The organism is Rhodococcus sp. P14, from assembly GCF_000256505.1.
GTDB classification, from domain to species: domain Bacteria; phylum Actinomycetota; class Actinomycetes; order Mycobacteriales; family Mycobacteriaceae; genus Rhodococcus; species Rhodococcus ruber.
This window is the reverse complement of sequence record NZ_AJFC01000187.1, coordinates 1-22367: the sequence shown is the minus strand read 5'-3', so window position 1 is coordinate 22367 and position 22367 is coordinate 1. Positions and strand designations below refer to the sequence as shown.

Sequence of the window (22367 nt, the reverse complement as noted above, 5' to 3'; positions counted from 1 at the left end):
CCTCGGGTGCGGGAAGTCCTCAACCGGTCCAGCCCGCGGTGGGATCGCGCCGCCACAGCAGGTCGTGGATGGCTTCGACGGCGTCCCCGGCGGAGGTGACGGCGAGCACCCCGGCGGCGGGCAGCGGCCACCCCCCGATCGAGATCACCGGGACCCCGGTCCGGACGGCGAGCGCGATCTCGCTGAGCGTGCCCCAGCTGCCGCCGACCGCGATCAGCGCCTCGCACGTGCGTACCAGCAGGGCGTTGCGCATCTCGCCGAGCCCGGTCGGAATCGACACGGTCAGGTACGGGTTGGCTTCCGCGCGGTCGTCGCCGGGGAGCAGGCCGAGGGTGGTGCCGCCGGCCTCGGCGGCGCCGCGCGACGCCGCGGCCATCACCCCGCCCAGTCCCCCGGTCACGACGACGGCGCGTCGCGCCGCGAGCAGCCCGCCGACCTGACGGGCGATCCGGCGTTGTTCGGCCGTGGCTTCCGCGGGCCCGACCACGCCGACGTACCGCTGCGCATCCATGACGAGATTGTCCACCACCCAGGGTGCAGAAGTGGCCCCCTGAGGTGAAATCCACCACCACCGGGGCTGCTCGTCCCGGCGCCGGCGTCCGTGGATCCTTGTCCGCATGTCCACCCTCCGCACCGAGCGCTTCGTGCGCCGCCACACGGTGATCGCCGACGACGGCGTGCCGCTCGCGGTCCACGAACTCGGCGCGGCCGGCGCGCCGCTCACCGCCCTGTTCGTCCACGGGCACTGCGGACGCACGGAAACCTGGGCGCCGCTTCGTGATTCGCTGATCCGGCGGTACGGGGCCACGCTGCGGATGGTGTTCTTCGACCACCGGGGTCACGGCGCGTCCGGCACTGCCGGGCCGGAGACGTACACCGTCGAACAGCTCGGGCGTGATCTCGCGGCGGTACTGCGCGCGGTCTCCGCCGGGCCGGTGGTGCTGGTCGGCCACTCGATGGGCGGCATGACGATCCTGTCCTACGCCCGTCAGCATCCGCACGAGATCGGCACCCGCGTCGCCGGGGTCTGTCTCATCGGCACCGCCGCCGGTGATCTCGGGCGGTCGGGTCTCGGGCGTTACCTCGACAGTCCCGCGGTCGCGTTGTTCCACCGGGCGGTGCGACACGCGCCCGGCGCGGTGCAACGCGCGCTGCACCTGGGTGGGCGGGCGGTGCGGCCGCTGCGGCGGACGTCGCAGCGACGAACCCCCGGCTCCCGGTTGGCGGCTCTGATGGCGGTGCTGGCGAACGACACGCCGGTGGTGACGATGGCGGCGTTCCTGCGATCGTTCGCGGTGCTCGACGAGTCCGCCGCGTTGGCGGTGCTCGCCGCCGTCCCCGCGGTCGTGCTGTGCGGCTCGGCGGACGAGTGGACCCCGTTCGAGCTGTCGGCCGGTCTGGCGGAGCGGCTGCCACGCGCCGAGCTGGTGCGGGTCGACGGCGCGGGCCATTCGGTGATCACCGACCGGCCCGCGGAGGTCGCGCGGGCACTCGGCGGGTTGCTGCAGCGGGTCGGGTGAGCCGCCGGTCAGAGGTCGCGTTCGGTGATGACGCCGCTGTGGAGGGCGAGCTCGGCGAGCCGGACCCGCTTCTGGTTCTGCGGCAGGTCCTCGACCCCGAATTTCGCGAACAGCGCCCGCAGGTGGGTCTTCACCGCATCGACGCTGAGGAACAGTTCGGAGGCGATGTCCTGGTTGGATGCCGGGGTGGCGAAGGCGGCGCCGTGCTTGTAGGGCCGGCACAACGCGAGCAGGATGCCGCGTTGTGTCTGCGTCAGCGATCGCACCGTCGGCAGCTCCGACGCGACACGGGTCGCCTCGTCCGGGCCGGCGCCGATCTCCTGGAAGGTCAGGCGGATCGAGCCGATCCGGATGCTGTCGCCCTCCCGAAGCCGCCGGCGTCCCGTGATGCGTTCCCCGTTGAGGAACGTGCCGTTTCGGGAGAGCCCGTCGTCGAGGATGGTCCAGTGGGTGCCGATCCACTCCACGACGGCGTGCAGGCGGGAGACCTCGTTGTCGCCGGTGAAGGCCACATCCGACGTCGGGGCCCGGCCGATGGTGACGCGAGGCGAGCCCGGCGACAGCTCGAATCGATGCTGCCGCCCCTGCTTGTCGACGTATGTCAGACGCGATTCGGTGACGACGCTCATCACAACCTCCGGGGGCGGACTCAATCCTGCCCGCAGGTCGCGGTGTCGGCAAGGGGTTCGCGGCCCAACCGCAGCAGCGTCGCCGCCAGCGCCGTGCCGTCCCGGCCCAGCGCAGTGGTGAACCGGGTGAGCGCCGCCATCTCGCGGCACGCATGCACGGACGTCGTTCCGTGCCCGGCGCGGCGCAGCCGGCCGGCACGGTGGACGAGGCCGGTCCGGTACCGGATGGCGGCGACGATCTCGGCATCGATCCGGTCGATCTCGTCGAACACGCGATCCGGGTCGGTGTGGCTCGGGGTGAACCTCTCCGAGGTTGCGGTCACGGGGCCTCCACGGGTTGTCGGTCGGTGGTCTCATCGTGACCCGGTATCGTCCTGCGCCCCAAGGAACCCTGGGGTGGAGATCGCCCCACCCTCAGCCGAGGAGCAGCGTCACGGCCACGAAGTAGATGACGATGGAGAGCAGGTCCTGGATCACCGTCGCGAGCGGGCCGGACCCGAACGCCGGGTCCTTGCCCAGCCGTTGCAGCGCCCACGGCAGCACCATCGCCACGGTCGTCGCGATGGTGCTCGCGGCCAGCACGGCCGACGCCACGGCGACCGCGAGATCCCGGTTCCCGGTCATGAGCAGCACGGCCGGCAGCATGGTCGCCCCGAGGAGCGCCCCCACCGACAGTCCGGTCAGCACCTCCCGGCGCACGATCCGGCGGATCCCCACCCCTACCGAGAATCCGCGGATGACCAGTGCCTCGGTCTGCGTCCCGACGGCGTCCGCCAGGTACACGATTCCCGGCACGAAGTACGCGACGGCGAGGTCGGCGTCGAGTTCGGCCTCGAACACCTGCATCAGGCGGGCCGAGACCATGGCCCCGATCAGACCGACGACGAGCCACGGCAGCCGGTGCCAGAGCCGGCGACGGATTCCCTCGACGCTCGAGGCCCGCGCCGCCTCCACCGAGTGCGCGAAGCCGCCGATCCGGGCCATGTCCTGATCGTGCTCGTGCAGCAGCACGGCGAGCAGTTGTTGCGGCGCGATGAGGCCGCGGAACCGGCCGTGGCCGTCCACGACGGCCAGGCCCGGCTCGCCGTGCTGCACCGCTTTCCACGCGGCGCGTTCCTGCGCGGTATCCGGGTGCACCACCGGCGGATCCGGGTCCATGAGGTCGTCCATCCGGGCGGCACCGGGGGCCGCCAGCAGCCGTTCGATCGTGACGAGACCGGCGAGCGTCTCACCGACGAGCACGGCGACGACGGCGGCACTGTCGAAGCTGTGTTCCCGCATCCGGTCGAGCACGTCGGCGGCGGTGTCGTACGGCCCGGCCACCGGGACGGCCGCGAAGCTGTGGTGTAGCGCGGTGCCGGGACTGCCCTGTCCCCGCGCCGGTGTGGCGGCAGAATCGACCATGGTTCACCGTTCCTCCGACCGCGCTCGTCCCGGGCGTCGATCGTGCCACGACCGTCCGGTTCCGGGCGGCGGCGATAATGTGCCGGTGACTCGACGCCCGCGCTACCCCCGGCCCGAATCGTCCGCTCCGTGTCCGTGCGGCCGGGGTCTTCCGTTCGGCGACTGCTGCGGGCCGTTCCTCGCGGGTGGGGACGCGCCGACGCCCGAGCAGCTGATGCGGTCGCGGTACACCGCCTTCGCGGTGGGCGACGACGACTATCTGCGTCGTACGTGGCACCCCGACACCCGCCCGGCGCGACTGGATCTCGATCCGGCGCAGCGGTGGACCGGGCTCGAGGTGGTGCGCACGAGCGGCGGGTTCCTGCACTCGGAGGGGACGGTCGAGTTCCGGGCCCACTACCGCTTCGGCGGTCACGAGGACGTGCTGCACGAGCACAGCCGGTTCCTCCGTGAGGGTGGCCGCTGGTACTACGTCGGGGCGCTCGGACGACCCTGACGAGCCCGACCGTTCGGTGTCTCAGTCGTTCGGTGTCCCAGTCGTTCGGTGTCTCAGTCGAACAGGGCGAACGCGCGCGCCACGAAGAACGCCGCCACTCCGAGCACGATCAGCGCGATGAGCACGATCGCGAAGACGGGCATCACCCGGCTCGGGTTCGGTTGGGGATGCGACAGGCCGGAGGTCTGTCCGGCGTCGGGTGGGGTGTCTCCGGGCTGTACGCCCCCACCGGCGTCGAGGCCGGGCGCATCTTCGGGTCGGGGTCCGGGGTCCTGGTTGCTCAAGTGCGCTCCTGGTGTCTGCTGTACGGAAACAGGGCCGAGCGCAGCGTCTCGGCCCCGACCGCATACCCGGTTTCCGGCGGCGCAATCCTCACCCGTGGCCGTCAACCGAACGGACCGGGCAGGTGCCGCGAGAACCACACCGCCTCCCCGAACGGTTCCGCCGCCGCATCGAAGTGCCGGCTCACGTCGGTGAGGGCATCGATCAGTCCGCTCACGGCGATCTCGTCGGCGAGGGGCAGGGAGTCCCGGTCGAGCGCGTCGGCGGCCTCGACGATCGCCGCGATCTCCAGCACGAGATCGAACATCCTCTCGCGTGCCGCGCCGACCCGGGACGCGAAGCTGGCGTGGCTCATGGAACCCCTTCTCGGCAGCGTCATCTCCGGCGCACCGTCACCGACCCGTCGAGCCGGCGACGATCGCCGTCCGCACCCCCGGTGGGGGCGCGGACGGTGGAACCTGTCGGCCCCGGGTATCCGCCGCGCGGTGGTCCGAAACACGCCCGCCGTGCCGTCGGCGGGTTGTGTCAGCGTCCCCGGTTCGGCACCGGGGCACGTCGCACCGCCCGAGGTCGGCGTGGCTGCTCGGCGGGGTTATTCGGCGGGGCTTCGGTGGATCGAGGAACGTGGACACACTTATTCGGATAATTTTGATATTCCGTCTCGTATGGATTCGTGCCCGTACATCCCGATCGCTCCTGCCCGGTGCCCTCCCGCTGCTGTGCGCGAGCTCCGCACGGTTCAGGTCGCCGGGCGGCTGCCGCGCCCCTCCGACCTGCGGATCAGCCCTTCTCCGCCGCGGCGAAGTGCTTCCTGAGGTGCTCGGCGACCGCCTCCGGCTGTTCGAGTGCCACGGAGTGCCCTGCGGCGTCCACCGTGACGTGCCGGCCGCTCGCGGCGTCGGCGATGTTCGCCGACGAGATCGGCGGCGGGTACGCGTGGTCCTCGCTCCCGGCGACGGCGAGGACCGGCACGCGGCACCCGGCCAGCTCCTCGACGATCCGCCCGCGGTGGATGACGCCGTGGGCGGCGTCGCCGATGCGGGGTTCGAGCCGGGCGATCGCGGCGCGCCACGTGCTCGTCATCGAACTCTCCTGAGCGAGGCTCGAATCGCCGAACATGATGTACATGACCGTGTCGACGACGTCCGCCGTGCCGTGCTCGGTGAGATGCTCGACCAGCGGAGCGAACTCGGCGAGCTTGTGTTCCTCCTCCGCCGACGAACCCAGCGCGGCGGCCGTGCGGAGCAGTTCGGGGCGTCGCGCGGCGAGCCGCAGCGCGACGAACCCGCCGAGCGAGTTGCCGACGACGTGGCACGGGGCCAGACCGAGGTGTTCGATCAGGGCCGCCGCGTCCTCGGCGAGGACGTCGACCGCGAGTTCCGCCCGCGGCGCCGGGGCGCTCTCGCCCTGCCCGCGATGATCGTAGGCGACGACCCGGTACCCGTCGGCGGTGAACTTCTCCGCGAGCGCGTCGAACATCGTGTGATCGAAGAAGAGCGAATGGCTGAACACGATCGGCACTCCGTCGCGCGGACCGGCGTCGACGTAGGCGAGTTCCGTCCCGTTGACCGCTGCTCGCAGCATGGAAACCTCCTGGATCGGGCCACCGCGCTCCGGCTGTGGCGTTCGTCACTACACTGCCGACGAGCGTAGGGAGCGGGCGGGACGCAGCACTCGCCGATCCGCGCAGAGCACTGTCCGGCGCGCGCACGGCCGACGAGGAGGTCACGGTGGCAGCGGAGTACGAGGTGCGGTTCACGACGACGGGCCGGGTGCCGGAGCGCGACCGCGCCGAGTTCTGGACCGACCACGTGCGGTTCAACCACGGCACCCTGGACTATTCGTTCCCCGATCGGGACGAGCGTGCCCCGGCCGGCTTCGTCGGGGCCACACACGTGCAGCGCTGCGGCGGTCACCAGCTCGTCGAGTTCTGGTCCGATCGCATCACCTACGCGCGGACCGCCCGGCACGTCCGCGGGGACGACGACCGGAGCATGCGCTTGTTCGTGCCGAAGTCCGGTGCGCTCACCGTCGCCCACGGCGGGCACGCACTGCCGGTGCCCGTCGGGCGCGCGGCCCTGGTGTCGATGGCCCGCCCGTTCGAGCTCGTCCATGGCGCCCACGCCCGGGCGTGGGTGCTCACCGTCCCCGAGGGCTGCCTGCCCGATCGGGCCGTCGCCGACGGCCCGAGTGTGCTCGACCTGCGCCGCGGCGTCGGGGCGGTGGCGGGGACCATGACGCGGACGCTGGCCCGCGAACGCACGTCGCTGTCCGGCCCCGCCTTCGTCGCGATCAGCGCACGGGTGATCGAGCTCGTGTCCCTCGTCCTGGCCGATACCCACGGCCCCCTCCGTCCCGGTGGCCTGCAGGCGGTGGCCGAGGCGGCCCGGGCCTACGTCGACGAACGTTCGGACGACCCGGATCTGACCCCGGCGTCGATGGCCCGCGAGCTGGGCTGGTCGCTGCGCCAACTGCAGCTCGCGTTGCGGACGGCCGGCACCACGCCCGCGGAACTGCTCCGCGCCCGGCGGCTGGACCGCGCCCGCAGCCGCCTCGAGGATCCGCGCTGGAACGCGGTGTCCGTGGGGGGTATCGCCTTCGCGTCCGGCTTCGGTTCGCTCAGTGCGTTCGGCACGGCGTTCCGGGCCCGTTTCGGGACCACCCCGAGGGCGGTGCGGGCGGCCGGGCCCGCGGCCGCGCTCAGCGCAGGAGCGTCGCCCGCAGGGTCGCCGTGAGCCACGCCCGGTATTCGTCCACGTCCCAGCCGCAGTCGCGGCGCAGCAGGGCATGCACCTGCGGAGAACCCAGCGTGTAGAACACGTGCGCCGCGTGCTCCACGCTCACGTCGTCGCGCAGCAATCCGTGCCGGTGCAGCCCGTCCGCGATGGTGCGCGCGTTGTCCGCGGTCGCGCGCGCGTCCTCGTCGGCGAACCGGCGCATGTCCGGGTCCGCACCCGAGGACTCGACCGAGGTCATCAGCAGACCGCCGGCCCGCTCGAGCAGGTCGGCGCCGTAGCGGACGACCTGCTCGACGATGCGTTCGGCGTCCGAGCCCGCGGTTCCGGTCGCGACCCGTCCCGGACGTGGCCCCCGGCCCGGCGCGGGCTCGTCGCCGACGGCAACCGCGGACCCGCCCGCGACCGCGGCGTCGAGCGCCTCCCGGAACAGTTCGGACTTGCCGCCGGGGAACGCCGTGAAGACCGTGCGCACCGCCACCCCGGCAGCCTCGGCGATCTGCCTGACCGTGGTGCTGACGTACCCGCGGTCGACGAAGAGCCGGGCGGCGGCGTCGACGATCGTCGCTCGCGTCCGGCGCGCAGCCTCCTCACGCAGCGGTGAACTGTAGGCCCTCTTGGCATGCTGGGACATCGAACTCAGCTTATCAGCATCGGTTGCATCGGAACTGCAGCCGATTCCGGAGGTCTGCAGCGGCAGCGGCGAGCGGGCATGCTGATCGGGTGCACACCTTCGAGGTCTGGGCTCCGACCCCGCAATCCGTCCGGCTCCACGTCGACGGCACCGTTCACCCCATGCGCCGGGAGGACCAGGGGTGGTGGCGCACCGAGGTCGACGCCTCCCCCGGTGCCCGTTACGGCTTCCTCCTCGACGAGGACGAGACCGTGCTGCCCGACCCGCGCTCCCCGCGGCAACCGGACGGGGTGCACGGGCTGTCCCAGCTGCACACGCTCGACGAGCGCGCCTGGACCGACACGTCGTGGACCGGCCGGCAACTCGCCGGCGGGGTGGTGTACGAGTTGCACGTGGGCACCTTCACCGAGGAGGGCACCTTCGACGCGGCCGTCGCCCGGCTCGACGACCTCGTCGACCTCGGTGTCGACCTGGTCGAACTCATGCCGGTCAACGCCTTCAACGGCACCCGCGGGTGGGGTTACGACGGTGTGCTCTGGTACGCGGTGCACGAGCCCTACGGCGGTCCGGACGGCCTGCAGCGCTTCGTCGACGCCGCCCACGCCCGCGGCCTCGGGGTGATCCTGGACGTGGTGTACAACCATCTCGGACCGTCCGGCAACTACCTGGACCGCTACGGGCCGTACCTGTCCGGTGGGCAGGGCACCTGGGGTGCGTCGGTCAACCTCGACGGTCCGGACTCCGGCGAGGTGCGCCGCTACATCCTCGACAACGCCCTGCGCTGGATGCGGGAGTTCCACATCGACGGGCTGCGCCTGGACGCGGTGCACGCTCTCGTCGACCACACCGCCGTGCATCTGCTCGAGGAGCTGGCCGTCGCGACGTACCGGATGTCGGCGCATCTGGGCCGTCCGCTCAGCCTGATCGCGGAGAGCGATCTGAACGATCCGAAGATGATCTCGCCCCGCGCAGCCGGCGGTTACGGCCTGCAGGCGCAGTGGGACGACGACATCCACCACGCCGTGCACGCCGCCGTCTCCGGGGAGCGGCAGGGCTACTACGGCGATTTCGGTTCGCTCGACTGCCTCGCCCGCACCCTGCGGCACGGGTTCTTCCACGCCGGCACCTATTCGAGCTTCCGCGGGCGCACCCACGGGCGGCCGCTCGACACCGGGCGCCTCCCGGCGAGCTCCCTGCTGGCCTACACGTGCACCCACGACCAGGTCGGCAACCGGGCGGTCGGCGACCGGCCCGGCCACTACCTCGACCCCGGTCAGCTCGCCGTCAAGGCCGCGCTGGTGCTGACCTCCCCGTTCACCCCCATGCTGTTCATGGGCGAGGAGTGGGACGCGAGCTCACCGTTCCAGTACTTCACCTCCCACCCGGAACCCGAGCTGGCCCGGGCCACCGCCGAAGGACGTCGGCGCGAGTTCTCCGAGCACGGATGGGACGCCCAGGACGTCCCCGACCCGCAGGATCCGGAGACGTTCCGGCGGTCGACGCTGAACTGGGCCGAACGGACCGAACCCGCCCACGCACGGGTGCTCAACTGCTACCGGCAGCTCCTGGCGTTGCGCCGCGAACGCGCCGAGCTGACCGATCCGTGGCTCGAGCACCTGCACGTCGACTACGACGAGGACGAGCGCTGGATCGTGCTGCACCGCGGCAGCCTGCGCGTGGCGTGCAACCTCGGACCCGACCCGGTCACCGTGCCCTTCGGCGGGGCTCCCCTCGTGTGGTGGGAGCCGGTGGTGGTCAACCGGACCGCCTCCGCGACCCTCGTCCCGGGGCATTCGTTCGTCGTTCTCGACGCCGCCGCTGCACCTCGGACCTGACGGGTCATCGCGGGCGCAGCATCCGCAGGGTGAGCACGGCAGTGGCCGCCAGAATCGCCGCGGTGGCGGCCGCGGCACCGTGGGTGCCGGCGACGAACGCGGAGCGCGCCGACTCGAGGAGGATCTCCGCCTCGGCCGCCGGCAGGCGCCCGGCCGCGGCGACGGCGCCGCCGAGGGTATCGAACTCGTGGTCCCCACCCGGGACGCCGAGCCGGGACCGGTAGACGGCGGTGACGACGCTGCCGAGGACCGCGACACCGAGGGCGACACCGAGCTCGTAGGCCGTCTCCGACACCGCGGACGCGGCGCCGGCCCGGTCGGCCGGGGCGGCCCCGACCACCAGGTCGGTGGTGAGGGTCAGCGCGATGCCGACGCCCACGCCGATGAGGACGAAACCGGCGACGAACACGCCGGCTCCGTGCGCGGTGTCCAGCGCCAGGAGCACGGCGGCGCCCACGGCTGCGACGGCCAGGGCACCCGACAGGACGGTTCCCACCGGCAGGCGCCGCACGAGCCAGGCCGCGCCGAGTGCGGACAGGGCGCTGGTCGCGGTGCCGGGGAGCATCAGCAGACCCGCCTCCAGCGGTCCGACTCCGAGGACCAGCTGCAGGTACTGGGAACCGAAGAACAACACCCCGGCGAGGGCGAAGATCGACAGCAGATTGGTCGCGACGGCGGCCGAGAACTCGCGGTGCCGGAACAGCGTGAGGTCGAGCAGCGGATCCGCCGCGCTCCGCTGGCGACGAACGAACGCGACGGCGGCCGTCAGACCACCCCCCAGCGCGACCAGCGCCGCGACGCGGGGGCCGTGCAGCGCGGTCTCCTTGACCGCGTAGACGATCGGTACCACGGCCAGCAGGGACAGGGCGGCTCCCGGCAGGTCGAAGCGGCCCGGGTGCGGATCCCGCGATTCCGGGACGAGGAACGGCGCGGCGACCACGAGGACCGCCATGATCGGAAGGTTGATCAGGAACACCGACCCCCACCAGAAGTGCTCGAGCAGCCAGCCGCCGACGAGCGGGCCGGCGGCGGCCCCGCCGCCGGCCATCGCGCCCCACACGCCGATGGCGACGGTCCGCTCCCGCGGATCGGTGAACATGTGCCGGATGAGTCCCAGGGTGGCGGGCATGAGGGTGGCGCCCGAGACACCCTGTAGTGCCCGCGCCACGATCAGCAGCTCGGGACTCGGCGCCCACGCCGCGAGCACCGACGCCGCGGCGAAGCCGACGGCACCGATCAGCAGGAGCCGGCGTCGGCCGACGCGGTCGCCGAGCACGCCCATCGTCACCAGCAGACCGGCCACGGCGAACGAATACACGTCGATGATCCACAGCAGCTGGACCCCACTCGGGGCCAGATCGGCGCTGAGGAAGGGCAGGGCGAGGTCGAGAACGGTTGCATCGACCGCGATCAGCAGCACGGCACCCGCGAGCACCACCAGGCCCGCCCAGGTGCGCACGCCGGCCTGCGCATGCCCGGTTCCCGCGTCCGCCGGGTGGACCGGCGGCATCTGCCCGGTGTTCGTCATCCTTCGTCCCTCCACACTGAACCGTCCAGCCGGTACACAAAGTACGGTAGCACCTACCGTCCGGACGGTACAGAAACGGACGGTAGGATCGGGCCATGGCCTCCGACACACGCGACCGGATCCTCGACGCCCTCGAACGCACCCTCGTCGACGTGGGGGTCGCCCAGGTGACGCTCGAGGGCGTCGCGGCCGCCGCAGGGGTATCGAAAGGCGGTCTGCTGTACCACTTCCCGACCAAGGAGGCGATGCTCGCCGCCATGGTGCGGCGCCTCGGCGAACGCGGCGACGCCCGACTCGCCGACGCCGTCGCGGGCGGCACCCCGGTCGCGGAGTGGTACCTTGCCGACCCGGACGAGACCGGCGACTCGGCGGAGATGGACCTGTTCCGGTCCACGGTGGCCGCCCTGCGCAGCGCCGACGGCCGGCACGACGACGTGCACCGGGCGGTCGTCGAGGTGCTGCGGTCGTGGGACGAGGGGCTGCGCGCGGAGATCGAAGACCCGGTCACCGCCGAGATCGTGCGCCTCGTCGGCGACGGCATCTACCTGGGCGCGATGCTCGGCCTGCCCAAGCCCGACCCGGAACTGCACAGGCGCGTCGTCGCCCGGCTCCTGGGGACGAAGAACCCTTGATTGTCGCCGACCGTCCCGAGTACGGTCAAGAGTAGTCGGGGAATCTTCCTGCACGCACACGCTTCTCGGGGTGTATTTCCATGAAACTCCGGACTGCCACCGTCGGCGCACTCCTCGCCGCCACCCTCACTCTCGCCCCGGCCGGAGTCGCGGCCGCGGCACCCGCCGACGCCCCGGCGCCGATCGGGATCACTTGGGAGCAGACCGATCACCGCAACGACTGGGATCGCCGCGACCACCGCGACCGCCGGGACCACGATCGCGGCTGGGAACGGAACCGGTGGGGTCCGCCGGCCCCGTGCTGGTGGTTCGGCCCCTGGCTGGTCTGCGCCCCCTGGCGCTGAGCGGCCGCCGCGGACCGCGGCGGGGGACGGCGCTCCCCCGCCGGGATCCCGTCCGGCTCAGGTGAGATAGCGGTAGGCCGGCGAGCCCGGCTCGAGCCGCTGCGCCTCGATCGGCGAGAGGTCCATCCGCGCCAGCAGTGACGCCAGACCGTCGGCCGTGCCGAGTTCGATGCCGACCAGCGCCGCACCGAACTCCCGGTTGTTGCGCTTGACGTACTCGAACAGGGTGATGTCGTCGTCGGGACCGAGCACCTCGTCGAGGAACCGTCGCAGCGCCCCGGGCTCCTGGGGGAAGTCCACCAGGAAGTAGTGCTTGAGACCGCGGTGCACCAGAGAACGCTCGATGACCTCCCCGTAGCGGGAGACGTCGTTGTTGCCCCCCGAGATCAGGCACACCACCGTCGCACCCGGCGCGACGGTCAGCCCCTCGAGCGCGGCGACGGACAGCGCCCCCGCCGGCTCGGCGATGATGCCCTCGTTCTGATACAGGTCGAGCATCGCCGTGCACACGGCGCCCTCGTCGACCTGGGTCATCCCGAACGGCCCGGTGCCCAGGCCGTCGTTGCGCAGCGCCGCGACCAGCGGCAGGTTCGCGTGGGAGACGATCTCGGGGCCGAGCCGGGAGACGACCGCGTACGGCACGTCGCCGACCCGTTTCACGGCGGCTCCGTCGACGAACGGATCCACTTCCGGCAGGGTCACCGGCCCGCCCGCGACGAGGGCAGCGGTCATCGACGCCGCCCCGGCCGGTTCCACCCCGACGATCGAGGTGTGCGGCGACTTCTCGTGCAGGTACGCCGCGATGCCGGCCAGGCAGCCACCGCCGCCGACCGGAACCAGCACCAGGTCCGGCGCCGCCGGCAGCTGATCGAGCATCTCCCGGGCGATGGTGCCCTGACCCGCCGCGGTGCGGGCGTCGTCGAACGGCGCGACCATCGTCGCGCCGGTCCGCGCGACGTCCTCCGCGGCCGCCGCGGCGGCCGCGTCGAAGGTGTCACCCGTCGGGATGAGTTCGACGAACGCCCCGCCGTGCGCGCGGATCCGGTCCCGCTTCTGCTTAGGGGTCCGGGTGGGCACGTAGATCCGGCCCCGGACCCCCATCGCCCGGCACGAGTAGGCCACGCCCTGTGCGTGATTGCCGGCACTGGCCGTCACCACACCCGCCTCGCGTTCCGCCGGGGAGAGCTGCGCCATGACGTTGTAGGCGCCGCGCAGCTTGTACGAGCGCACGCGGGTGAGATCCTCGCGCTTGAGATAGACGTTCGCCCCGGTGAGGACGGAGAGCCGCTCGCTGTACTCGAGCGGTGTGGGGGCGACGACCGCGGAAATTCGCTCCGCCGCGGCCTCGATGTCGGCCACGCTCAGGGCGGGCAGGTGCATCGGATCAGCGGTTCGCGAAGTAGTGGTCACCTACCCATGCTGCCACTACCGACCCGGAACCCCCAATGCGGGTTTCGCCACTGCGTCCGCTGCCGCGGCCGCCGGACCCCGCGCGCTACCGGGGCTCGAGGACGAAGACCGGGATCTCCCGATCCGTCTTCTTCTGGTACTCGGCGTAGTCGGGGAACGCCTCGACCGCACGCCGCCACCACAGGTCCTTCTCCCTGCCGTGGACCTCGCGGGCGGTCATGTCCCGGACCGTCGGCCCGTCACGCAGTTCGACGTGCGGATCCGCCCGGACGTTGAAGTACCAGACCGGATGCGTCGGGGCACCACCGAGCGAGGCGACCACCGCGTACACCCCGTCGTGCTCGACCCGCATCAGCGGGGTCTTCCGGAGCTTGCCGCTCTTCGCTCCGCGGCTGGTCAGCACGACCACCGGCCGGCCGTTGAGGGTCGTGCCCTCGGTGCCGCCGGAACCCTCGTACAGCGCCACCTGATCGGCGGCCCACTGGGACGGACTCGGTTCGTATTCTCCGGTGAGAGGCATGGCTCCAGTCAACACCGGCGCGCACTCCGCCGCAGCGCACCGGGCGGATCCGTCCGCCCGGGTCCGACATCACCCCCGCGATCGGCAAAGTTCGGTGGCCCGAACACAAGTCTGCGAGTAGCCTGGTGAACGGATTCCCCGAGGCGCACGGAGGTCGAGATGACGACGGATTCGCCCGCTCGCGTCCGCCGCCGGCCCGCGTCCGTCGACGTGGCCGGAACCGCATGGCCGCTGTACAAGCTCGAGGCGCTCGTCGCGGCCGTCCTGGTGCTGCTGGCGCTGTTCGCGATCACCGCGGACGCGCAGACCGCCGTGCTCGCCGCCGCCGGCACCGCCACCGTCGTGTGGTGGGCCCGCCTGCTGCACTACCGCCGCGAGCCCTGACCGCCCCCGTCCCGGGAGCCGGTCACGTCGCCAGGCAGGCCGGCCCGAGCAGGGCTTTGAGATCCCCCATCAGCGCAGACGAGGGCTCCACCCGCAGGCTGTCGTCCACCTTCAGCACGGTCACCTTGCTGCCGGAGATCAACCGCACGTGCACATCCGAGGTACCCGGGTGGCGGGTGAGCACGCTCTTGAGCGCACCCACCTTGTCAGGGGTGCACAACCGGGTGGGCATCGACACCGACAGCGGCTTGGCCACCCCCACCTGAGACAGGTCGGGCACGGCAAGATCGTTGGCGATCAACGAGATCCGGTCGTCGCGGACCGACACCCGGGCCTTGACCAGCACCACGGAGTCCTCGACGACGTCCATGCCGTACACGGAGTAGGACTGCGGGAAGAACAGCACCTCGATCCCGCCGGCGAGGTCCTCGAGCTGAGCCGACGCCCATGTCAGGCCGTTCTTGTTGATGCGGCGGTTCACCGAGGCCAGGATGCCGCCCACGGTGACCTGGGCGCCGTCCTTGATCGCGCCTTCGAGGATGGTCGGGATCGCGGTGTCGGCCTGCTGGGCGAGGACGTGCTCGACGCCGTTGAGCGGATGCCCGGACACGTACAGTCCCAGCATCTCCCGTTCGAGGGCGAGCTTGTGCTTGGTATCCCATTCCTCCTCGGGGATCTTCACGTTGAACACCGAGGTCACCGACTCGTCGGCATCCGCGCCGCCGAACAGGTCGAACTGCCCGATCGCCTCGGCCTTCTTGGTGCCCATCACCGCGTCGATCGCGTCGGCGTGCACGAGCATCAGGCCCTTGCGGGGATGGCCGAGCGAGTCGAAGCCGCCGGCCTTGATCAGCGACTCGGTGACCTTCTTCGAGCACGCGAGAGCGTCGATCTTGTTGAGGTAGTCGGAGAAGTCGGTGAACCGGCCCTTCTCCTCCCGCGCGCGGATGATGGACGCGACGACGTTGGAGCCGACATTGCGGACCGCGCCGAGGCCGAATCGGATGTCCTCCCCCACCGACGCGAAGTCCACCCGCGACTCGTTGACGTCCGGCGGCAGCACCGTGATCCCCATCTTGCGGCAGTCGGACAGGTAGACCGCGGCCTTGTCCTTGTCGTCGCCGACCGACGTGAGCAGGCCCGCCATGTACTCGGCCGGGTAGTTGGCCTTGAGGTAGGCCGTCCAGAAGGAGACCAGGCCGTACCCGGCGGCATGCGACTTGTTGAACGCGTACCCGGCGAAGGGCAGGATCGTGTCCCACAGGGCCTTGATCGCCGGCTTGGAGAAACCGTTGGCGAGCATGCCCTCCTCGAAGCCCTCGAACTCGGCGGCGAGGACCTCGGCCTTCTTCTTGCCCATCGCGCGGCGCAGGATGTCGGCTCGTCCGAGCGAGTAACCGGCCACCTTCTGAGCGATCTGCATGATCTGCTCCTGGTAGACGATCAGACCGTAGGTGTCGGCGAGGATGTCCTTCAGCGGTTCCTCGAGCTCGGGGTGGATCGGCTTGACCTCTTGCCGGCCGTTCTTGCGGTCGGCGTAGTCGTTGTGGGCGTTCATGCCCATCGGTCCGGGCCGGTACAGCGCGAGCACGGCGACGATGTCCTCGAACCCGGTCGGCTGCATGCGGCGCAGCAGATCCCGCATCGCGCTGCCGTCGAGCTGGAACACGCCGAGGGTGTCGCCGCGGGCCAGTAGTTCGTACGTGGGCGGATCCTCGAGCGGCAGCGTGTCGAGGTCGAGGTCGATGCCGCGGTTGTTCTTGATGTTCTCGATCGCGTCGCCGATGACGGTGAGGTTGCGCAGACCGAGGAAGTCCATCTTCAGCAGGCCGATGGCCTCGCACGACGGGTAGTCCCAACCGGTGATGATCGCGCCGTCCTGCGCCCGCTTCCACAGCGGGATCGCATCCATCAGCGGCTCGGAGGACATGATCACCGCGCACGCGTGGACGCCCGCGTTGCGGATCAGGCCCTCGAGGCCGAGCGCGGTGTCGTAGATCTTCTTCACGTCCGGGTTGGATTCGATCAGCGCCCGGACCTCGGCGGCCTCCTTGTACCGCTCGTGGTTCGGATCGGTGATGCCCGAGACCGGGATGTCCTTGGCCATGATCGGCGGCGGCAGCGCCTTGGTGATCTGATCGGCGATGGCGAATCCGGGCTGGCCGAACTGCACGCGGGCCGAATCCTTGATCGCGGCCTTGGTCTTGATGGTGCCGAAGGTGATCACCTGGGCCACGCGGTCGGCCCCCCACCGGTCGGTGGCGTAGCGCACCATCTCACCGCGGCGGCGATCGTCGAAGTCGATGTCGATGTCGGGCATGGACACGCGCTCGGGGTTGAGGAACCGCTCGAACAGCAGACCGTGCGGGATCGGGTCGATGTTCGTGATGCCCATCGCGTAGGCGACGAGGGAGCCCGCGGCCGAACCGCGGCCGGGGCCGACGCGGATGCCGACCTCGCGAGCGTGGCTGATCAGGTCACCGACGACGAGGAAGTAGGCGGGGAAGCCCATCTCGTTGATGACGCCGATCTCGTACTCGGCGCGGGTGAGGTACTCCTGCGGCACGCCGTCCGGGAATCGCCGGTCGAGCCCGCGCAGAACCTCCTCGCGCAGCCACGTCGCCTGCGTGTGCCCCTCGGGGACGGGGAAGATCGGCATCCGGTCCCGGTGGGTCCACACCTCCTTGTAGGGCTGGACCCGCTCGGCGATCAGGAGCGTGTTGTCGCACGCGCCCGGCACCTCGTCGTCCCACAGCGCCCGCATCTCCGCGGCGGACTTCAGGTAGTAGCCGTCACCGTCGAACTTGAAGCGGGTCGGATCCGAGAGCGTCTTGCCGGTCTGGATGCACAGCAGCGCCTCGTGGTTCTCGGCGGCGTCCTTGGTGACGTAGTGGCAGTCGTTGGTCGCCAGCGGCGGGATGTCGAGCTTGCGGCCGATGTCGAGCAGGCCCTCACGGACCCGACGCTCGATGGACAGGCCGTGGTCCATGAGTTCGAGGAAGAAGTTGTCCTTGCCCCAGATCTCCTGCCACTTCGCGGCCGCCTCGAGCGCTTCGCGCTCGTGGCCCAGACGCAGCCTGGTCTGGATCTCCCCGGACGGGCAACCGGTGGTGGCGATGATGCCCTCGGCGTGGTGGGCGATGAGATCCTCGTCCATGCGGGCCCACTTGCCGAGCTGCCCCTCGATCGACGCGAGCGACGACAGCTTGAACAGGTTGCGCAGCCCGGTGGCGTTCTCGGCGACCATCGTCATGTGCGTGTACGAGCCCGAGCCGGAGACGTCGTCGGATTTCTGGCTCGGGTCGCCCCACTGCACGCGCTTGGTGCTGAACCGCGACTCGGGCGCGATGTAGGCCTCGATGCCGATGATCGGCTTGATGCCCTGCTTCTCGGCGACGTTGTAGAACTCGCTGGCGCCGTACATGTTCCCGTGGTCGGTCATCCCGACCGCCGTCATCCCCAGCCGCTCGGCCTCCTTGAACAGGGGACCGACCTTCGCGGCTCCGTCGAGCATCGAATACTCGGTGTGGTTGTGCAGATGAACGAACGAGTCAGCCACGCGTGCCTCTCCCGGAAGGTCTGTGAGCATCCCGAGTGTAGGCCCCCGCGGCGACGGGATCGGACCGCCACACCGGCCCGGACGGCGTGTCGTGACCGGTGTTACTGCGGTGCACTCGAGGGGACCGGCTCGAGCGTCCCGCGAGCCCGGCGACCCCGGGCCACGGCGTCGGCGGTGAAGATCGCGAGCGCGATCCAGATCAGCCCGAACCCGATCCAGCGGGAGGCGGGCATGTCCTCGTGCAGGACCAGCACACCCCACGCCATCTGCAGGCTCGGCGTCAGGTACTGCAGCATGCCGAGGGTGACCAGGGGAACCCGCTGGGCGGCCGCACCGAACAGCAGCAGGGGCAGCGCCGTGACGAGCCCGGCCGACACGAGCAGCAGCGAGTGCCCGGCGCCGTGACCGAGGAACGTGCCGGTGCCGGTGACGGCGAGGAAGATCAGGTAGCCCGCCGGGTGACCAGGGGAACCCGCTGGGCGGCCGCACCGAACAGCAGCAGGGGCAGCGCCGTGACGAGCCCGGCCGACACGAGCAGCAGCGAGTGCCCGGCGCCGTGACCGAGGAACGTGCCGGTGCCGGTGACGGCGAGGAAGATCAGGTAGCCCGCCGCGAAGGGCACGGCGACGACGCCCTCCCCCGTCAGCGAGGTGCGCGGGTCGAGCGGCACGATCTTCTTGATCACCCCGTACAGGGCGAACGAGAACGCGAGGGTGAGCGCGATGATCGGCGGCCGCCCGTAGTCCACGGTGATCACCGCCACCGCGGCGGTCGCCACGAGCAGCGCCGCGATCTGCGCGCGGCGCAGCCGCTCCCGGAAGAACAGCACCCCGAACAGCACGCTGACCAGCGGGTTGACGAAGTAGCCCAGTGCGGTTTCGACCACCCGACCCGAGACCACGCCGTAGATGTAGGTGCCCCAGTTGACGGCGATGGCCGCGGAGGCCGCCGCGACCAGCGCCCACACCCGCACCCCCAGTCCCCGCAGCGAGCCGAGCCGGCCGAGGACGGCGAGCAGCAGCAGCATCGCCAGCAGCGTCCACAGCACCCGGTGGGCGAGGATCTCCACGGCTCCGGCGGGTTCGAGCAGGCCGAAGAACGCGGGGAACATCCCCCACGTCAGGTAGGCGCCGAGTCCGAACAGGATGCCGGTGTCGGGGCGGGATGCGGTGCTGCTCACCAGTCAACGGTAGGGCGGGCGGATGCTCCGGAGCGCGCCGGGGCGATCAGAACGACACGGTCGGCGGCAGTTCCGTGCCCGCCGGGGCGGTGTAGAACTCGCGCTCGCGCACCCCTGCCGGCCCTGCGAAGAACATCCACGGGATGGTCTTCAGCGACGTGTTGAGCCGGCCTGCGGCGTCGTTGTAGTACTGGCGGGCGAAGGCGAGCTGGTCCTCGGTCTCCCCCAGCTGACGCTGCAGGTCCAGGAAGTTGGCCGAGGCCTTGAGGTCCGGGTAGTTCTCGGCGACGGCGAGCACGTCGAACATCGCCTTCTCGAGGCGCGCGTCGGCCTGGGCCTTCTCCGCCACCGTGCCGCCGGAGGCGGCCCGCGACGTGGCGGTGCGCGCGGCGGTGACCTCCTCGAACACGCTCTTCTCGTGCGCCGCGTAGCCTCGCACCGTCGACACGAGATTCGGCACCAGGTCGGCGCGCCGGCTCAGTTGCACGTCGATGCCGCCCAGGGCCTCCTGGGCCAGCACGTCGGCGCGGCGCAGCCGGTTGAACCCGACCACGAACACGGCGACGAGCACCACCACCAGCACGACGACGATCACGACTGCGGTCACCATGGGACCGCCCTCCTTCCGCTGCCCGGCACCGGTGCGGGCGCGCCGGTGCCTCGTTCACCACTCGGTCACCAGGAGCCGCCGCCCCCGCCGCCACCACCACCGCCGCCGCCACCACCGCCCGACGACGAGGACTGGGACGCGGTGTACGCGCCGATCGACGACGACAGGGCCGACTCGAAACTGTCGAATCCTCCTGCCCCGGAAGCGAATCCGTGCACTCCGACCGGATACGGGTACCACGCCGGCACCGGTGGCTCCGCCCCGGTGACCGTGCGGTACTTCTCCGCCCACTTCTCGGCCACGCCGAAGGCGACCGCGTGCGGAATGTAGCGGGTGTAGAGGTCCTGTTCCGCCGAGAACCGGTAGCGGTCCTCGCTCGACGGGGTCACGAGCATGCGCCGGAACCCGCCGGCACGCGACCACAGCTCGCGGCCCTTCGCGGTGCGCCGGGTCCCCGCCTCCGGGCGCAGCAGTTCCCAGCCCCCGAACACGAACGCCGCCGCCGGCAGGCCCCACATGCTCGGCCACACCGGCACGGCGAACCCGGCCACCGCGAGCACCAGCGCCAGCACCACCGCCGCCTTACCGAGGCGCTCGCGCGTGGACGGGGCCACCAGACCCTCGTTGCGGGCCCAGATCCGGCACTGGGACGCCAGCTCCGTCGTCGCCTTCGACAGCCGTTCCCCCGCCGACTTCGAGCCGTCGGCCCGCAGCACCGCCCCCGGGTACGAGATCTGCAGCGCGTCGCCGACCGCCCGGGTCACCGGATCGGTCGCCGCCCACGTGTCCGCGGAGGCGACGCCCCGGACCTCCCACACGTCCGACTTCTTGCCGGTCCCGGCGGGACGCAACTCGACCAGCCCCTCCTCTGCGGCGTACAGCAGCGTGGCCGCGAGCGGTGCAGGTCCGGGGCGTTCGGAGGCGACGTAGACGGTCTGCACCGGTCCGAAACCGTCCGGCGGCGCGTACAGCACCGGCAACCCCGGCTCGGGTTCGCGGGCCGTCCAGGCCCATCGTGCGGCGGCGGCGAACGCGAGGAGACTCGACGCCGCGACCAGGGCCACGATCGGCGCCGACCGGCCGACGATCGGATCCCAGGCGACCGACCAGGGCACCGTGCTCCGGGCCGGGGCGTCGAGCCCGAGCCCGATGCGCACGTTCACCGCGGTGCGGGGTGCGAGCCCGGTCACGCCGACGGACACGGTGTCGGTGCCGGCCCCGCCGAGGACGCAGGTCGCCCCCGGCGCCGCACATTCGACCACGCCCGACGCCGCGGGCAGCCGCACCGTGATGTCGGCACGGTCGACGGCCATCTCCCACCCGCCGGGTACCACGCTCCAGTGGAAGACCGATCCGACCGGGGCCGCCATCCCGGCGGCCGTGTCGAACGTGCCGGCGGCCGCGCCCGGCGGGTCGAGGACCCCCTCCGTGGTGTACGCGAGGCGATAGGTGTGGGTGCCCGGCTCCAGGTACACGTCGGGGTCGCCGATCTTCGCGACGACGAGTCGGCGGCCCTGCTCCCAGCTCGTCTCGTACGGTTCGGGCTCGCCGTCACGTTCGACGGAGACGATCTCGGGGATGTGGCGCACGTGCGGGTCGGCGCCCGTGGTGACGTCCCAGTACCGGAAGATGCCGTGCCGGTCGGCCGGAAAGTCGACCGTGACGGTTTCGGTGGCGGTGAGGCCGCCGTCGGCGTCGACGGCGTAGTCGACGCTGTAGTTCGTGATCCGCGCCGGATCCGCCGCCTCGGAGGCCTCGCCGGTGTCGAGCCCGGCGAGCAGCGGCCACAGCAGACCGGCCGCGGCGAGCAGCGCCACCACGAGGTACCCCAGAACCCGTGCCACGGCGTCACCGTACCCAGTGGCGACGCGCCTGTCCCGCCGACCGGGCTCAGGGCTCGCCGTCGTCCGGTCCCGGAGCGACGACGTCGACGTGCTCGGGCAGCAGCGGGTTCACCGAGAACGCCCCCGCGACGGCGTCCGGCGGCAGCAGTTCGACGGCGCGGACGCCGGGGGCGGCGGCGAGCTCGGTCGCCGCCGCCGGCGCGACGCGCACCACGACGCCGACGACGCAGGCGCACCCGTCCGCGAGGCGATCGGCCGAGACCGCGGCGACACGCGCGGCCCGGTCGGCGCCGGCCGCCTGGCGCAGTCGGCCGGCCGCGACGGCAGGCGCACGCCGCAGCGCCTCCGGGTGCTCGGGCACGTCGACCGCGACCAGCGGGGTCTGCACCCGCTCGATCGGGACGCGGAACAGCACCTGCGCGATGCGGGGGTCTCCCGGCAGCGCCGCCGCCTGCTCGACCGGCACCGGCGCAGTGAAGGAGACCAGTGCCCACCGCGGTTCGCCGGTGGCGGACTCGACGCTCGCCTGGGCGCGCGCGAGGTACCCGGCGACCGCCTCGCCGTGGTCCGGACCGAGCGTGTCGGTGCGCACCGTCGCCGGCCGGGGCGGGGTGAGCAGTCCGGCCGCGAGCACCGCCAGCAGCAGTGCCGCCGTCGCCACCCAGGGCAGGGACACGCGCCGCACGGTCAGGCGCTGCGCAGCACGGCGAGCGCGTGCTCGAGGTCGGCCGGGTACTTGCTGGTGATCTCGACCCAGCGTCCGTCGGCCGGGTGCGCGAACCCGAGAGAGCGGGCGTGCAGCCACTGGCGTTCGAGACCGA

Annotated in this window: 22 protein-coding genes and 3 pseudogenes; 7 read left to right on the top strand and 18 right to left on the bottom strand. The window is 71.7% G+C overall.

The features are described 5' to 3' along the window. Positions 1-19: 19 nt before the first annotated feature. On the bottom strand, positions 20-511 hold the full coding sequence (locus tag OEY_RS0113700; protein WP_003938253.1) for a TIGR00725 family protein: 492 nt from the start codon (positions 509-511) through the stop codon (positions 20-22). Positions 512-617: 106 nt separating this feature from the next. Here OEY_RS0113700 and OEY_RS0113695 point away from each other — a divergent pair, with 106 nt between their 5' ends. Further along, positions 618-1520: an alpha/beta fold hydrolase gene (locus OEY_RS0113695; protein ID WP_010594425.1), complete on the top strand. Its 903-nt coding sequence runs from the start codon at positions 618-620 to the stop codon at positions 1518-1520. An 8-nt stretch (positions 1521-1528) separates the two neighbouring features. Here the strand turns inward: OEY_RS0113695 and OEY_RS0113690 are convergent, their stop codons facing one another. From OEY_RS0113690 to OEY_RS0113680, 3 genes are all read right to left on the bottom strand, one after another. After that, entirely contained in the window at positions 1529-2149 is a 621-nt protein-coding gene (locus OEY_RS0113690) for an FHA domain-containing protein (protein ID WP_010594424.1), read from the bottom strand. 20 nt (positions 2150-2169) lie between these two features. Continuing rightward, the gene (locus OEY_RS0113685) at positions 2170-2472 is read right to left on the bottom strand and encodes a chorismate mutase (protein WP_010594423.1); all 303 of its coding nucleotides are present in this window, start codon (positions 2470-2472) and stop codon (positions 2170-2172) included. Between the two features lie 91 nt (positions 2473-2563). Then, positions 2564-3553 carry a magnesium transporter gene (locus OEY_RS0113680; protein WP_010594422.1) on the bottom strand — a complete coding sequence of 330 codons (990 nt, stop codon included), beginning with the start codon at positions 3551-3553 and terminating at the stop codon, positions 2564-2566. An 85-nt stretch (positions 3554-3638) separates the two neighbouring features. On the opposite strand from OEY_RS0113680, the gene OEY_RS0113675 reads away from it, so the two are divergent. Further along, the gene (locus OEY_RS0113675; RefSeq protein WP_108754919.1) at positions 3639-4049 is read left to right on the top strand and encodes a YchJ family protein; all 411 of its coding nucleotides are present in this window, start codon (positions 3639-3641) and stop codon (positions 4047-4049) included. Between the two features lie 53 nt (positions 4050-4102). On the opposite strand, the gene OEY_RS0113670 is transcribed toward OEY_RS0113675, so the two are convergent. The 3 genes from OEY_RS0113670 to OEY_RS0113660 all read right to left on the bottom strand — a co-directional run bounded on the left by OEY_RS0113670 (position 4103) and on the right by OEY_RS0113660 (position 5915). After that, a complete protein-coding gene (locus OEY_RS0113670; protein ID WP_010594420.1) occupies positions 4103-4333 on the bottom strand; it encodes a DUF6480 family protein in 231 nt (76 codons plus the stop codon). Positions 4334-4434: 101 nt separating this feature from the next. Beyond that, positions 4435-4686 carry a hypothetical protein gene (locus OEY_RS0113665; RefSeq protein ID WP_010594419.1) on the bottom strand — a complete coding sequence of 84 codons (252 nt, stop codon included), beginning with the start codon at positions 4684-4686 and terminating at the stop codon, positions 4435-4437. A 425-nt stretch (positions 4687-5111) separates the two neighbouring features. Further along, positions 5112-5915 carry an alpha/beta fold hydrolase gene (locus OEY_RS0113660; protein ID WP_010594418.1) on the bottom strand — a complete coding sequence of 268 codons (804 nt, stop codon included), beginning with the start codon at positions 5913-5915 and terminating at the stop codon, positions 5112-5114. A gap of 146 nt (positions 5916-6061) precedes the next feature. Between OEY_RS0113660 and OEY_RS0113655 the strand changes: the two genes are divergently transcribed. Further along, entirely contained in the window at positions 6062-7066 is a 1005-nt protein-coding gene (locus OEY_RS0113655; protein ID WP_010594417.1) for a helix-turn-helix domain-containing protein, read from the top strand. On the opposite strand, the gene OEY_RS0113650 is transcribed toward OEY_RS0113655, so the two are convergent. Further along, positions 7032-7700, bottom strand: coding sequence for a TetR/AcrR family transcriptional regulator (locus OEY_RS0113650; RefSeq protein WP_010594416.1), 669 nt, complete (start codon positions 7698-7700; stop codon positions 7032-7034). The two genes, OEY_RS0113655 and OEY_RS0113650, sit on opposite strands and share 35 nt — an antisense overlap. Before the next feature lie 89 nt (positions 7701-7789). Here OEY_RS0113650 and treZ point away from each other — a divergent pair, with 89 nt between their 5' ends. Continuing rightward, positions 7790-9535, top strand: coding sequence for a malto-oligosyltrehalose trehalohydrolase (gene treZ, locus OEY_RS0113645; protein WP_010594415.1), 1746 nt, complete (start codon positions 7790-7792; stop codon positions 9533-9535). A gap of 4 nt (positions 9536-9539) precedes the next feature. On the opposite strand, the gene OEY_RS0113640 is transcribed toward treZ, so the two are convergent. Continuing rightward, the gene (locus OEY_RS0113640) at positions 9540-11063 is read right to left on the bottom strand and encodes an MFS transporter (protein WP_010594414.1); all 1524 of its coding nucleotides are present in this window, start codon (positions 11061-11063) and stop codon (positions 9540-9542) included. A gap of 95 nt (positions 11064-11158) precedes the next feature. Here OEY_RS0113640 and OEY_RS0113635 point away from each other — a divergent pair, with 95 nt between their 5' ends. Both OEY_RS0113635 and OEY_RS0113630 read left to right on the top strand, forming a co-directional pair. Beyond that, on the top strand, positions 11159-11695 hold the full coding sequence (locus OEY_RS0113635; protein ID WP_010594413.1) for a TetR/AcrR family transcriptional regulator: 537 nt from the start codon (positions 11159-11161) through the stop codon (positions 11693-11695). Between the two features lie 80 nt (positions 11696-11775). Next, positions 11776-12039 (top strand): hypothetical protein, encoded by a 264-nt coding sequence (locus OEY_RS0113630; RefSeq protein ID WP_010594412.1) that lies wholly within the window; start codon positions 11776-11778, stop codon positions 12037-12039. A 57-nt stretch (positions 12040-12096) separates the two neighbouring features. On the opposite strand, the gene ilvA is transcribed toward OEY_RS0113630, so the two are convergent. Continuing rightward, a complete protein-coding gene (gene ilvA, locus OEY_RS0113625; RefSeq protein WP_010594411.1) occupies positions 12097-13419 on the bottom strand; it encodes a threonine ammonia-lyase IlvA in 1323 nt (440 codons plus the stop codon). Positions 13420-13534: 115 nt separating this feature from the next. Then, on the bottom strand, positions 13535-13969 hold the full coding sequence (locus OEY_RS0113620; RefSeq protein WP_010594410.1) for a nitroreductase family deazaflavin-dependent oxidoreductase: 435 nt from the start codon (positions 13967-13969) through the stop codon (positions 13535-13537). A 159-nt stretch (positions 13970-14128) separates the two neighbouring features. Between OEY_RS0113620 and OEY_RS0113615 the strand changes: the two genes are divergently transcribed. After that, positions 14129-14353, top strand: coding sequence for a hypothetical protein (locus OEY_RS0113615; protein ID WP_010594409.1), 225 nt, complete (start codon positions 14129-14131; stop codon positions 14351-14353). A gap of 22 nt (positions 14354-14375) precedes the next feature. Here the strand turns inward: OEY_RS0113615 and dnaE are convergent, their stop codons facing one another. The 7 genes and pseudogenes from dnaE to OEY_RS30505 form a co-directional block, all read right to left on the bottom strand. Next, positions 14376-17912 (bottom strand): DNA polymerase III subunit alpha, encoded by a 3537-nt coding sequence (gene dnaE / locus OEY_RS0113610; RefSeq protein ID WP_010594408.1) that lies wholly within the window; start codon positions 17910-17912, stop codon positions 14376-14378. Between the two features lie 101 nt (positions 17913-18013). Continuing rightward, positions 18014-18364, bottom strand: a pseudogene (locus OEY_RS28455) (EamA family transporter); the annotation flags it as partial. A 5-nt stretch (positions 18365-18369) separates the two neighbouring features. Beyond that, positions 18370-19092 (bottom strand): annotated as a pseudogene (gene rarD / locus OEY_RS28450) (EamA family transporter RarD); the annotation flags it as partial. 46 nt (positions 19093-19138) lie between these two features. Continuing rightward, positions 19139-19702, bottom strand: a complete 564-nt coding sequence (locus OEY_RS0113600; RefSeq protein WP_010594407.1) for a LemA family protein — start codon at positions 19700-19702, stop codon at positions 19139-19141. A 65-nt stretch (positions 19703-19767) separates the two neighbouring features. After that, complete coding sequence (locus OEY_RS0113595; protein ID WP_010594406.1) at positions 19768-21546, bottom strand: DUF2207 domain-containing protein; 1779 nt, start codon at positions 21544-21546, stop codon at positions 19768-19770. Positions 21547-21592: 46 nt separating this feature from the next. Beyond that, positions 21593-22222 carry a hypothetical protein gene (locus OEY_RS0113590; RefSeq protein ID WP_010594405.1) on the bottom strand — a complete coding sequence of 210 codons (630 nt, stop codon included), beginning with the start codon at positions 22220-22222 and terminating at the stop codon, positions 21593-21595. A gap of 11 nt (positions 22223-22233) precedes the next feature. Further along, a pseudogene (locus OEY_RS30505) lies at positions 22234-22367 on the bottom strand (RluA family pseudouridine synthase); the annotation flags it as partial.

Bases quoted from the DNA above. Each gene is read 5' to 3' on its own strand.
- OEY_RS0113665 (WP_010594419.1), bottom strand. From the start codon at position 4,686: ATGAGCCACGCCAGCTTCGCGTCCCGGGTCGGCGCGGCACGCGAGAGG.
- OEY_RS0113635 (WP_010594413.1), top strand. From the start codon at position 11,159: ATGGCCTCCGACACACGCGACCGGATCCTCGACGCCCTCGAACGCACC.
- OEY_RS0113695 (WP_010594425.1), top strand. From the start codon at position 618: ATGTCCACCCTCCGCACCGAGCGCTTCGTGCGCCGCCACACGGTGATC.
- OEY_RS0113615 (WP_010594409.1), top strand. From the start codon at position 14,129: ATGACGACGGATTCGCCCGCTCGCGTCCGCCGCCGGCCCGCGTCCGTC.
- ilvA (WP_010594411.1), bottom strand. From the start codon at position 13,419: ATGCACCTGCCCGCCCTGAGCGTGGCCGACATCGAGGCCGCGGCGGAG.
- OEY_RS0113630 (WP_010594412.1), top strand. From the start codon at position 11,776: ATGAAACTCCGGACTGCCACCGTCGGCGCACTCCTCGCCGCCACCCTC.
- OEY_RS0113620 (WP_010594410.1), bottom strand. From the start codon at position 13,969: ATGCCTCTCACCGGAGAATACGAACCGAGTCCGTCCCAGTGGGCCGCC.
- OEY_RS0113650 (WP_010594416.1), bottom strand. From the start codon at position 7,700: ATGTCCCAGCATGCCAAGAGGGCCTACAGTTCACCGCTGCGTGAGGAG.
- OEY_RS0113680 (WP_010594422.1), bottom strand. From the start codon at position 3,553: ATGGTCGATTCTGCCGCCACACCGGCGCGGGGACAGGGCAGTCCCGGC.
- OEY_RS0113640 (WP_010594414.1), bottom strand. From the start codon at position 11,063: ATGACGAACACCGGGCAGATGCCGCCGGTCCACCCGGCGGACGCGGGA.
- OEY_RS0113700 (WP_003938253.1), bottom strand. From the start codon at position 511: ATGGATGCGCAGCGGTACGTCGGCGTGGTCGGGCCCGCGGAAGCCACG.
- OEY_RS0113600 (WP_010594407.1), bottom strand. From the start codon at position 19,702: ATGGTGACCGCAGTCGTGATCGTCGTCGTGCTGGTGGTGGTGCTCGTC.
- OEY_RS0113690 (WP_010594424.1), bottom strand. From the start codon at position 2,149: ATGAGCGTCGTCACCGAATCGCGTCTGACATACGTCGACAAGCAGGGG.
- OEY_RS0113660 (WP_010594418.1), bottom strand. From the start codon at position 5,915: ATGCTGCGAGCAGCGGTCAACGGGACGGAACTCGCCTACGTCGACGCC.